This window comes from Flavobacterium sp. UBA4854, assembly GCF_002399805.1.
GTDB lineage: Bacteria > Bacteroidota > Bacteroidia > Flavobacteriales > Flavobacteriaceae > Flavobacterium > Flavobacterium ginsengisoli.
This window is the reverse complement of record NZ_DHEI01000040.1, coordinates 15,593-27,925: the sequence shown is the minus strand read 5'-3', so window position 1 is coordinate 27,925 and position 12,333 is coordinate 15,593. Positions and strand designations below refer to the sequence as shown.

The following is a 12,333-nucleotide window of genomic DNA, read 5'->3' as shown; positions in this document are numbered from 1 at the left end:
TCCCAAATTCACTATTTACCAATAACCTAACAAGAAATTACTATGGAAACATCTGTAACTATGGAAATCAAAGACAACACTTTTGCACGCCAATTCGAAACTGTCATCCCTGAAGGAATGTTAGCAGTTGAGTATCAATTTCAAGAAAAGAAAATCTTTTTAACTAAAATCAACAAACCTGATTCATTAGAGAACGAAGAAACAATCAACACTTTACTTAAAAATATATTAGATTTAAGTTCTGAAAAAAATTACAGAGTAGTTCCTATTCACCCAAAGATTGTTTCATTTTTCAAAAAGAACCCTAAATACAAAGAATTGCTTCCTCCTGGAATTAGAATTTAAAAATACCCAATAAGTCGGAGCCATAATCCTCCAATTACCATATAAATTAAGAGCATAACCAAACCGGTTATAAGCCCTTTGACCCACCAGCTCTTTAGGTCAACGTAGCCGCTCCCGAAAAATACGGGTGCCGGACCATGACCATAATGAGTTAAAGTTCCGTAAAGAGATCCGACAAAACCAAGCATAAATGCGAGCAATAGTCCTGGAATTCCAAGCGAAACCCCAACACCAAGCAAGGCTGCGTACATTGCTGCAACGTGCGCAGTTGCACTTGCAAAAAGGTAATGACTAAAGAAATAGACCAATATAATAATCGGAAAAGCCATTTGCCAGCTTAATCCGCCAATTTGTGCTTTTACCAAGTCACTGAACCACGCTATAAAACCTAATTCGTTAAGCGAACTCGCCATCATTACCAAAACAGAAAACCACACAATAGTATCCCAAGCTCCTTTTTCGGCTTTTACATCTTCCCAAGTTAAAACTGAAGTTAAAAGCAAAATCACTAATCCGATAAAAGCTGTTGTAGTAGCATCAATAGAAAACAAATCTCCTGTCATCCATAAGAAAAGTAGAATAAAAAATGTTAGCAACATCATCCATTCGTCTCTTGTAATGGCCCCCATTTCTTTCAATTTCTGCATGGCAAGCTGTGGAGCATCACCGGTTTTCTTTAATTCTGGCGGATAAATTTTATACAAAACAAAAGGAATTACAATAAACGCACATAATCCTGGAACAATCGCTGCTGCTGCCCAAGACATCCAAGTTATTTTTATCCCTAAATTAAGTGCAAATTTCTGGCACATCGGATTACTTGCCGTTCCTGTTAAAAACATAGAAGATGCAATCAAATTCATATTATAACTATTCAACGTTAAATATGCTCCGAGCTTTCTATGTGTTTCAGGTTTATCGGGCATTGATCCAAAACTCATCGACATTGATTTCATAATCGGATAGACGATCCCTCCTCCTCTAGCGGTATTACTCGGAACAGCTGGCGCTAAAACCAAATCTGCCAATCCTAAACCATAAGCTAGTCCAAGAGAACTTTTTCCGAATATTTTTATGAATAGAAAAGCAATTCTATTTCCAAGACCTGTTTTTATAAATCCTCGTGCAATGAAAAACGAAATTCCGATCAGCCAGATTACTTTATCACCAAATCCTCTTAATGCCATTGTTATCGATTTTCCAGGATCTCCAGGAGCCAAAACCTGAGACATTGCCGTTAAAGCAATTGCTATCATACACATAGTTCCCATTGGAGCCGCTTTTAAGATGATTCCTAAAATAGTAGCCACGAAAATGGCAAATAAATGCCACGCTTCTGGAACAACACCTTCTGGCGCTGGAATAAACCAAATGGCAACTAAAACTGCCAGCGTAATTAAAGTCTGAGGAATTTTTACTTCTTTCATAAAAACAAAAATTAAGTGAATTAAATTCTAAGCTGCAATTGAATTAAAAACAGGTTATCGTTATAGGTTGATGTATCGGGAATACTTTTATCAAATCTGTCAATTTCAAATCCCATTTCGATACGACCTGTGTACGATTTCCCGAATTCTAAACTAACCATTGGCGTGTAAGTTTTTCGAACATTTGAATCTATTTTGTAACTCGGATCAAAAGATTCGTAGCGACAAGATACTTCAAGCGCTGTAAGTTTATTGTAATTTATCTCGTATCTAAAATTTGGCAGAAAATATATTCCTCGCATTTGATAATCGGCTACATTGTCTGTTCGAGCCTCAACTGGCAAAGAATAATATAAATTATGGTTTGTTCCTTGCTTAAATTCTATCTGTAAATCAAAACTAAGTTTATCGGTCAATTTAAAATCGCTGGTAATATCGGCTCCAAATGCAAAAACATCTTCTTTAAAGACTTTTCCGAAACCTCCATTTAAACCTAGATTAATTTTATGTTCTTTTGACAAACCAAAAACCCATCTTGAAGAATATTGTTTTCCGTTGTCTTTATCCATTTCCATATTTTTTCCATTTCCATTTAAAATCGAAACAGCATAATTCACTGGAATTTTCCCTACATCAAAAGCTCCTGTTGCCGATGCCCCTATCTGAAAACTTGTCCATCCATTTTTTCCAAATTCATAATACTGATTTGAAAAATCGAAAGATTTAATAATATCAACCGGAACAAGCTCCTCAATACCAAAGGCAGGTCGAAACTGTCCTCCTGTTAAGGCTATATATTTATTAAAAGTATATTTTCCGTAGGCATTCTCCAGAACTTTACCTTTTGGATCTGATTTAAAATCGGCTAAATTGACCAGAATTACGATTTCTGTAGTTTCGCTTAATTTGGTATTTAATCCAACACGCATTCTTTTTATATCAAAAGAGCTTTGAACTGCATCTCCTGTTGAATGATGCGTTCCTAAAACGTCTACATTATCTCCAAAACTCTCTAGATATCTTGCCTGAAGAAGACCTTTTAATTGAAATTGCGGATATTTTACTTCTTCAGTTTCTTTTTTATCAGCTCCCTGATTCAAATCTCCTTGGGCATGCAAAAAAAATGGAGTTGTAAGAAAAAGGAAAAAAAATGGCATTAGTAGACTTTTATTCATAGGCTTAAATTAAATGAAATAGTAATGCTTATATAGTGATTTAAAAATCAGCTCTTTATTCTTGAGATCAAAAAACCTAACTGCTTATAGTCAATGCGAAATGGGAATACTAAAATAACAAAAAAAGAGATTTTATGTAAAAAAAATTGCATTAAAATACTGTTATTAATATTACAGCAAAAAAAAGGGCATAAGTAATGAAACTTATGCCCTTTAAAATTTTTATTGAAAGATATTATTTCTCTATTTCTCTCATAGAATCCATTTTCTTGTGTGCTAAGAAACCAGCCACATCTTCAAAATGCTCTTTAACTCTTTTATTCCCAAATTCGAAAACTTTAGTAGCTAATCCGTCAAGGAAATCACGGTCGTGAGAAACTAGGATTAAAGTTCCATCAAAATCACGCAAAGCATCTTTAATAATGTCTTTGGTTTTCATATCCAAGTGATTTGAAGGCTCATCTAGAATCAACAAGTTTACTGGCTCCAATAATAATTTAATCATTGCCAAACGCGTTTTTTCACCTCCAGAAAGCACTTTTACTTTCTTTGTAATATCATCTCCTTGAAACATGAAGGCGCCTAAAATATTTTTGATTTGCGTTCTAATATCTCCAACCGCAATACTATCAATTGTTTCAAAAATTGTAGCATTTTCATCTAATAATGCCGCTTGATTTTGAGCAAAATATCCGATTTGCGCATTATGACCGATTTCAACGCTTCCAGAATCAACGCCAATTTCTTTCATGATTGCTTTAATCATTGTTGATTTTCCTTCACCATTTTTTCCAACAAAAGCTACTTTTTGTCCGCGTTCGATTACGATGTTTGCATCTTTAAAAACTACGTGATCTCCGTAAGCTTTAGACATTTCTTTTACAATAACTGGATATTGACCAGAACGTGCCGCTGGCGGGAATTTTAAACGCAATGCAGATGTATCAACTTCATCAACCTCTACTATTTCAAGTTTCTCAAGCATTTTGACACGAGACTGAACTGCATCTGTTTTAGAAAATGTTCCTCTGAAACGTTCGATAAAAGCACGATTTTCAGCAATCATTTTCTGTTGTTCATCATACGCTTTCTGTTGATGTATACGGCGGTCTTTTCTTAATTCTAAATAATGAGTGTATTTCGCTTTGTAATCGTAAATTCTTCCCATCGTAACTTCGATAGTTCGGTTTGTAATATTATCTACAAACGCTCTATCGTGCGAGATTACCACAACAGCTTTTGCTTGAGTCAATAAGAAATCTTCTAACCATTGAATACTTTCAATATCCATGTGGTTAGTAGGCTCATCCAGCAAAATCAAATCTGGCTTTCTCAACAAAATCTTAGCCAACTCAATACGCATTCTCCATCCTCCTGAAAATTCTGAAGTTTGACGTGCGAAATCTTCACGCTCAAAACCTAAACCAATTAGAATTTTCTCAACTTCAGCTTCGTAATTCACTTCTTCAATAGCATAAAATTTCTCGCTTAAGTCAGAAACTCTTTCGATTAATTTCATGTATTCATCACTTTCATAATCAGTACGAACTGTCAATTGTTCATTGATCTCATCGATTTCAGATTTCATTTTAAAAATCTCACTGAACGCTTTAGATGCTTCTTCCATCACTGTTGCGCCATCTTCAGTAAGCAAATGCTGTGGCAAGTAAGCAATTACAGCTTCTTTTGGAGCCGAAATACTTCCTGTTGAAGGTTTGTTTGCTCCTGCAATTATTTTTAAAAGTGTAGATTTTCCCGCACCATTTTTACCCATAAGGGCAATTTTATCATTTTCATTTATAGCAAAAGAAACATCGCTAAAAAGTGTAGTTCCGCCAAACTGAACCGAAATATCGTTAACTGTAATCATTTGTTCTTGTTAATTTGTTTAATCGGTTAATCGTTTAGTAGACTACCCATTTTTTTCGTGCTGCAAAGATAATTTAATTAGATAATTAGGCAATTTGAAAATTAGATAATTTTGAAAATGTGTCAATTAGATAATCTGACCAATTAAATAATACCTAAATCGCAGCAAACGAAACCTAAATGGTTTTCTCATATTTTGATTTTTTAATCTTACCTTGTACTATAATTTTAAAAATCAGCAAAATATGAAAACGAAATTAAAACTGACTATTTACTTAATTGCAGGATTAATATTTGGACTTTCTGCAAATGCACAAAAAACTGTAATCAAAAAAGAAGCTTTACCAGCAAATGCTCAAGCATTTTTAAAGACCCATTTTGGCTCAAAAAAACCGAGCTACATATTAGAAGACAAAGAAATTCTTTCTACAGAATACAAAGTTAAGTTTGGAGATGAAATAGAAATTGAATTCGATAAAAAAGGGAATTGGAAAGAAGTTGACGGCAATAGCTCTAAAATTCCAAAATCTATTGTTCCTAAAAAAATTGCTTCTTACATCAAATCAAACTTTCCTAAGGAAAAAGTAACCAAATTAGAAATTGGAAGTTCTGGTTATGAAGCCAAACTTACCAACGGCTTAGAATTAAAATTCAACCTGAAAGAAGATTTTATTAAGATTGACAAATAATTTTTAGCCACAGATTTTTTGATCTTTTTAATTTTAATCTCTGGCTAAAAAAATAAACCCGACAAGTCTCTAAAACCTGTCGGGTTACAAAAATTATCTCATTATCAAATTGACCAATTATCTAATTAGTCTTTTCTCCATTTTTTAGTTTCTTCAAAAATATGTTCCATAATTGCAGCTTCTGTTGCATCAAACTCTATATTTCTTCGACTCATTACCAACCTTGCAGTTTCAAAAGCTTTTTTAGTCACATAAGTTGTAAATCCTGCCGCGCCACCCCAAGAAAAACTTGGAACAAAGTTGCGAGGAAATCCGCTTCCGAAAATATTAGCACTTACACCAACAACAGTTCCTGTATTAAACATGGTGTTGATTCCGCATTTACTATGATCTCCCATCATTAAACCGCAAAACTGAAGTCCTGTTTTAGCAAAACCTTCTGTTTCGTAGCTCCATAATTTTACTTCTTCGTAGTTGTTTTTTAGGTTCGAGTTATTAGAATCTGCACCGATATTGCACCATTCACCTAAAACAGAATCACCTAAAAACCCTTCGTGTCCTTTGTTAGAATTAGCAAAAAGAACTGAGTTTTTAACCTCGCCGCCTATTCTAGATCCTGGCCCAACAGTTGTTGCCCCATAAACCTTAGCCGACATTTTTACCATAGCGTTTTCGCATAAAGCAAATGGCCCGCGAATTACAGTTCCTTCCATAATTTCAGCATTTTTACCAATATATATAGGACCCGTTGAAGCATTTAAAGTTACGAACTCTAATTTTGCTCCTTCTTCGATAAAAATATTTTCTGGCGCTATTACATTTACACTTTTAGGAATTGGCTGCGAAGTGCGATCTTCAGTCAAGTACTTAAAATCCTGACGAATTGCGGCATCATTTTTAGAGAAAATATCCCAAGTATGTTCGATTGTTATACAATCTTCGTTGTATGGAATAATTTCGTAAGAATCAAAATCGACTTCTTCCTGATTTTCGCTTGCAAAAAATGCAATTACATCTTCGCCTTTAAAGATTGCTTGGTTTTCTGTTAAATTAGAAACCATCTCTGCAAGAGTATCATTTGGCAAATACGCTGCATTGATCATTACGTTTTCTTCTAATTCGACCATTGGAAATTTCTCCGATAAATATTCCTCTGTTATAGTAGTGATTGTCGAACCTAGGTATTTTTCCCATTTCTGGCGAATCGTCATAATTCCGACTAAAATATCAGCTACAGGTCTAGTAAAAGTAAAAGGTAATAAAGCATTCCGAACGGGACCGTCGAAAAGAATGTAGTTCATAAATAATTGAGTGTTTGTTAAAATTTGATTTGGTTACCTGGCTTCAAAGTTACAAATATTTTACTGTTTTAATTCAAAACCATATTAACGGAAAGTAATATTTAACGCATAAAAAAAGCCTTCCAGAGTTTGGAAGGCTTTTGTATAATGTAAAACAGCTATTATTTTTTAGCGTGTTTAGCGTATTTAGTTTTGAATTTATCAATACGTCCTGCAGTATCGATAAGTTTAGATTTACCAGTATAAAATGGGTGAGATGTTCTAGAAATCTCCATTTTTACAACTGGATACTCAACTCCGTCAACTTCAATTGTTTCTCTTGTATCTGCAGTAGATTTAGTGATAAAAACCTCATCGTTAGACATGTCTTTAAATGCAACTAATCTGTAATTTTCTGGGTGAATTCCTTTTTTCATCTTTTCTTTTATTTATTGTTTTAGAGCATTTTCATTTTGAAGCTTTTTCATGGCTAGAAAAAGGTGTAAACAAATACTACTCTTTTTTGTTTAAAAATTTAATTATTTTTGAGTGTGCAAATTTACAATTCTTTTTTAATAAACAAACAGTTAGCTTACTTTTTTTTAGTTTATTTCGAAAAGCTTTTTTTATATTCGATTATAGTGGGAATTACTATATTTGTGGATTAATTTTAAACATATCAAATATGATTAATGAAGTTATAAAAAAGAATGGCGTTACGTATGGAGTTATTTTAGGAGTTATCCTTTCATTATTTACGGCAACGATGTACGCTATAGATTTAAACTTGTTTGTTTCTGGTTGGATTGGCTCTATTAAATTTGCAGTTTATGTTATTATAGGAATTATACTTCTAACAAAAACAAAAAAAGAAATCGGTTTTTTATCTTTTAAAGACGCATTTACCACTTTTTTTATAACAACACTAATTGCTGTAATAATTTCTACTTTTTTCAGTATCGTATTATTCAACGTGATTGATCCTGAAGCAAGAACCACTATAGGTGAATTATTGGTTAAATATATGGCCGAAACTCTGCAGAAATTTGGAACTCCTGCTTCTAAAATAAATGAAGCAATAGCTCAAATGAAAGAAAACAATCCTTTCTCAACTGTCGAACAATTAAAGGCTCTAATTTTCAGTATTATCGGCTATTCTATTTTAGGATTAATTTTAGCCGCATTTTTTAAAAGCAAATCTACACAAGAATAAAAATATAAATGAATTTATCTATACTTATACCGCTTCTAAACGAGGAGGAATCACTTAAAGAACTCTATATATGGATCATTAAAGTGATGCAATCTAACAATTACTCTTATGAAATCATTTTTGTAGATGATGGTAGTACAGATAATTCTTGGCAGATTATTGAAGGTTTTTCTAACGAAAATCCAAATGTAAAAGGAATTCGTTTCATGAAAAACTTTGGAAAATCTCAAGCTTTACATGCTGGTTTTGCAAAAGCAAAGGGCGATGTCATTATTACTATGGATGCCGACTTGCAAGACAGTCCAGATGAAATTCCTGAATTGTATGAAATGATTACAAATCAAAAGTACGATTTGGTTTCTGGATGGAAAAAGAAACGTTACGACTCTGTTGTAGCAAAAAATCTTCCGTCAAAATTATTTAACTGGGCCGCTAGAAAAACTTCTGGCGTTGAGTTAAACGATTTTAACTGCGGATTGAAAGCCTACAAAAATGTCGTAGTGAAAAACATTGAAGTTTCTGGCGAAATGCACCGCTATATTCCTGTCTTAGCTAAAAATGCAGGATTTGGAAAAATTGGCGAAAAAGTGGTAATTCACCAAGCTAGAAAATATGGTGAAACTAAGTTCGGAATGGAGCGTTTTATAAACGGTTTCCTAGATTTAATTACGATTTGGTTCTTATCAAGATTCGGAAAAAGACCTATGCACTTATTTGGCGCTATGGGCTCTTTAATGTTTATAATCGGATTTTTATCTGCCGGATACATTGGGGTTTCTAAACTATACCATATGTATACTGGAATGAAATACACTTTGGTTACCAATAACCCATGGTTTTATATTGCTTTAACCACAATGATTCTTGGTACTCAATTATTTTTAGCAGGCTTCTTAGGCGAAATTATTCTAAGAACTAAAAACAATGAAGCTCGTTATAAAGTAGCTCGAGAGGTTAATTTCTAAAAATATTTTAATCATCTTTAAAACCTTTTAACTATACAAAAACAAAATTTACAATGAACATAGCACCAAACATATTAAACGCTGTAAACGAATGGCTGACTCCAACCTTTGACCAGGAAACGCAAGCTGCCGTTAAAGAATTAATGACAACTTCGCCAAAAGAACTTGAAGAGAGTTTTTACAAAAACTTAGAATTTGGAACTGGAGGAATGCGCGGTGTAATGGGTATTGGAAACAATCGAATCAATAAATATACGCTTGGAAAAAATACTCAGGGAATATCTGATTATATGCATAAGGTTTTTCCAAACGAGCCTTTAAAAGTAGTTATTGCTTACGATTGTCGCCACAACAGCAACACTTTAGCAAAAGTGGTTGCTGATGTTTTCTCTGCAAATGGTATTCAGGTTTATTTGTTTTCTGATTTAAGACCAACTCCAGAATTATCTTTTGCTCTTAAATATTTAAAATGTCAGTGTGGAATTGTTTTAACAGCTTCTCATAATCCACCAGAATATAACGGTTACAAAGTATACTGGCAAGATGGCGGACAAATTGTTCCTCCGCAAGACAAAGAAATTGTCAATGTAATTGAAAACTTAAGCTATGACAAAATCAAATTTAGCCCAAACGAAGATTTGATTCAGTACATTGACACCGAAATAGACAAAGCTTTTATAAAATCATCTATCGAAAACGCAAGTTTTAACACTCCAGCTGAAGCTAAAGACAATCTTCAAATTGTTTTCACTTCATTGCACGGAACTTCTATAAAATCAGTTCCAGATACTTTATCTCAAGCAGGATATAAAAATGTTCACATTGTTCCTGAACAGGCTATTCCAGACGGGAATTTCCCAACTGTAAAATCTCCAAATCCAGAAGAACCAGAAGCTTTAACAATGGCTCTAGCCTTGGCAGACAAAACAAATTCTGACATTGTAGTTGGAACAGATCCTGATTGCGACCGTTTAGGAGTTGCTGTTCGTAACAATGACGGCAAAATGATTTTGTTGAACGGAAACCAAACTATGGTTTTAATGACTTCTTTCTTATTGAAACAATGGAAAAAAGCAGGTAAACTAAACGGAAAACAATTCATTGGTTCAACAATCGTTTCTACTCCAATGATTATGGAATTGGCTACAAGTTACGGTGTTGAGTGCAAAGTTGGGTTAACTGGCTTTAAGTGGATCGCTAAAATGATTAAAGATTTCCCTGAACTTGAGTTTATTGGAGGTGGTGAAGAAAGTTTCGGATTTATGGTTGGAGATGCCGTGAGAGATAAAGATGCTGTTGCCGCTACTTTATTAATTTGCGAAGTTGCAGCTCAAGCTAAAGCTGCTGGAAGCTCTGTTTACAAAGAACTTTTACAGCTTTATGTAGAAAATGGCTTCTACAAAGAGTACTTAGTTTCATTGACTAAAAAAGGAATGGAAGGTTTACAAGAAATCAACCAAATGATGATTGATTTACGCGAAAATCCTTTAAAAGAAATAAACGGACAAAGAGTTATCATGGTTGAGGATTACCAATCTTCTATTGCATTAAATTTATTGGATGGATCTGAATCAACAATGGATATTCCTAAATCAAACGTATTGATTTATTACACAGAAGATGGATCTAAAATTTGCGCTAGACCTAGTGGAACTGAACCTAAAATTAAATTTTATATCAGCGTAAATGCTGAAATCGAATCGGTTTTAGATTTTGATGAAGCAGAGAAATTCTTAGACAACAAAATACAAAATATCATTGCAGACATGCAGTTAAATTAAATCTGCTTTTCTCAATTGTACAATTTTGCACCTAACATGCAAGATCAACAAGTTAGATATCTTTGAACTCTGATTTACAATCTCTAAAGTAAATCAGAGTTTCTTTTATAAAAAAAACTAAAAAGAAATTGAAAACACCTCAATTGGATTAATTTTGTGCAATAAAATTTGCTTGCTCAAAATAATTTTAATCCAGAAATGAGTCATCGCATTAAAAGAAAACAATATCAAAAAAAATAAATGAGTAATTTCAAAAAAATAATTCCTTTTATATATCCGTATAAAAAATACGCATTCTTAAATATCTTTTTTAATATTTTGTATGCGCTTTTCAGCACACTTTCGTTTGTCGCTTTAATACCTATGCTTCAGGTATTATTCGAAAAAGGAAAAAAAGTTGAAATAGAACCAATTTATCAAGGTATTTTTAAAATAAAAGATTATGCTGAAGACTATTTGGCTTATTACATTACCACGGCACAAAAAAACCACGAACCTGGTTATGTTTTATCGGTAATGGTAGCCATTATTATTTCGATCTTTTTACTTAAAAACTTAGCCGATTATTTGGCAATGTTTTTTATTAATTTCCTTCGAAATGGCGTTTTAAAAGACATGCGAAATGCATTGTACAAAAAAACTTTGGAGCTTCCTTTGGCATTTTATTCTGAAAAAAGAAAAGGAGATGTAATTTCTAGGATTTCAGCTGACGTAAACGAGGTTCAAAATTCTTTTTTGGCCATCTTAGAGCTTATCGTAAAAGAGCCTTTAACGATTATTTTTACAATTACCACTATGCTTATCATTAGTGCTAAGCTAACCTTATTTGTATTCATTTTCATTCCTGTTTCTGGATATATTATTTCGTTGATTGGAAAACAGCTCAAAAAACAATCTACTAAAGCACAAGAAGAACAAGGAAGATTTCTTTCTACAATCGAAGAAACAATTGGAGGATTAAAAGTTGTAAAAGGCTATAATTCTGAAAACTACTTTAATAAAGTTTTCCAAAATTCGACAGAGCGTTTTTTCACTTTATCAAACAGCATCGGAAACCGCCAGAATTTAGCTTCGCCTGCAAGTGAATTTATGGGAATTACTGTAATTGCCATTCTACTTTGGTACGGAGGTCAAATGGTTTTGATTGATAAAACATTACAAGGCGCAGCATTTATTGCCTACATGGGATTAGCTTATAATATTCTAACTCCTGCAAAAGCAATTTCTAAAGCTTCTTACGGAGTAAAAAGAGGAAACGCAGCTGCAGAACGTGTTCTTGAAATCTTAGAACAGGAAAATACCATCGTTTCTAAAGAAAATGCAATTGAAAAAACAACTTTTGATAATAATATAAGTGTTCAAAATGTAAACTTTAAATATGAAGAAGAAACCGTTTTAAAAGACTTTTCTCTTCAAATTAAAAAAGGACAAACTGTTGCTTTGGTTGGACAATCTGGAAGCGGAAAAAGTACAATCGCTAATTTATTGACACGTTTTTATGATGTTAATGACGGTTCTATTTCTATTGACGGAATTAACATTAAAGACATGAATTTACAATCGCTTCGCAGTTTGATGGGATTAGTTAC

11 protein-coding genes are annotated in these 12,333 nt (G+C 33.2%); 6 read left to right on the top strand and 5 right to left on the bottom strand.

Going from position 1 to position 12,333, the window contains the following annotated elements:
• Positions 1-42 precede the first annotated feature (42 nt).
• On the top strand, positions 43-345 hold the full coding sequence (locus B3J44_RS05350) for a GNAT family N-acetyltransferase (protein ID WP_286966543.1): 303 nt from the start codon (positions 43-45) through the stop codon (positions 343-345).
• On the opposite strand, the gene B3J44_RS05345 is transcribed toward B3J44_RS05350, so the two are convergent.
• From B3J44_RS05345 to B3J44_RS05335, 3 genes are all read right to left on the bottom strand, one after another.
• Positions 342-1,772 carry an anion permease gene (locus tag B3J44_RS05345; protein ID WP_198858195.1) on the bottom strand — a complete coding sequence of 477 codons (1,431 nt, stop codon included), beginning with the start codon at positions 1,770-1,772 and terminating at the stop codon, positions 342-344. The genes B3J44_RS05350 and B3J44_RS05345 overlap by 4 nt on opposite strands.
• Positions 1,773-1,792: 20 nt before the next feature.
• Positions 1,793-2,947 (bottom strand): porin, encoded by a 1,155-nt coding sequence (locus tag B3J44_RS05340; protein ID WP_286966532.1) that lies wholly within the window; start codon positions 2,945-2,947, stop codon positions 1,793-1,795.
• 235 nt (positions 2,948-3,182) lie between these two features.
• Positions 3,183-4,817, bottom strand: coding sequence for an ABC-F family ATP-binding cassette domain-containing protein (locus tag B3J44_RS05335; protein ID WP_286966530.1), 1,635 nt, complete (start codon positions 4,815-4,817; stop codon positions 3,183-3,185).
• 244 nt (positions 4,818-5,061) lie between these two features.
• Here B3J44_RS05335 and B3J44_RS05330 point away from each other — a divergent pair, with 244 nt between their 5' ends.
• Positions 5,062-5,505, top strand: coding sequence for a PepSY-like domain-containing protein (locus tag B3J44_RS05330; RefSeq protein ID WP_198858197.1), 444 nt, complete (start codon positions 5,062-5,064; stop codon positions 5,503-5,505).
• Positions 5,506-5,630: 125 nt separating this feature from the next.
• On the opposite strand, the gene B3J44_RS05325 is transcribed toward B3J44_RS05330, so the two are convergent.
• Together B3J44_RS05325 and B3J44_RS05320 are read right to left on the bottom strand one after the other, a co-directional pair.
• Positions 5,631-6,806 (bottom strand): GlmU family protein, encoded by a 1,176-nt coding sequence (locus B3J44_RS05325; RefSeq protein WP_286966524.1) that lies wholly within the window; start codon positions 6,804-6,806, stop codon positions 5,631-5,633.
• A 161-nt stretch (positions 6,807-6,967) separates the two neighbouring features.
• Positions 6,968-7,222 carry a type B 50S ribosomal protein L31 gene (locus B3J44_RS05320; protein ID WP_111363726.1) on the bottom strand — a complete coding sequence of 85 codons (255 nt, stop codon included), beginning with the start codon at positions 7,220-7,222 and terminating at the stop codon, positions 6,968-6,970.
• A gap of 86 nt (positions 7,223-7,308) precedes the next feature.
• On the opposite strand from B3J44_RS05320, the gene B3J44_RS05315 reads away from it, so the two are divergent.
• The 4 genes from B3J44_RS05315 to B3J44_RS05300 all read left to right on the top strand — a co-directional run.
• Positions 7,309-7,998 (top strand): DUF4199 domain-containing protein, encoded by a 690-nt coding sequence (locus tag B3J44_RS05315; protein WP_286966517.1) that lies wholly within the window; start codon positions 7,309-7,311, stop codon positions 7,996-7,998.
• A gap of 8 nt (positions 7,999-8,006) precedes the next feature.
• Positions 8,007-8,963 (top strand): glycosyltransferase family 2 protein, encoded by a 957-nt coding sequence (locus B3J44_RS05310; protein WP_286966507.1) that lies wholly within the window; start codon positions 8,007-8,009, stop codon positions 8,961-8,963.
• Between the two features lie 53 nt (positions 8,964-9,016).
• Positions 9,017-10,744: a phospho-sugar mutase gene (locus B3J44_RS05305; RefSeq protein WP_286966505.1), complete on the top strand. Its 1,728-nt coding sequence runs from the start codon at positions 9,017-9,019 to the stop codon at positions 10,742-10,744.
• Positions 10,745-10,984: 240 nt separating this feature from the next.
• A partial coding sequence (locus tag B3J44_RS05300) for an ABC transporter ATP-binding protein (protein WP_286966503.1) occupies positions 10,985-12,333 on the top strand: 1,349 nt, incomplete at its 3' end.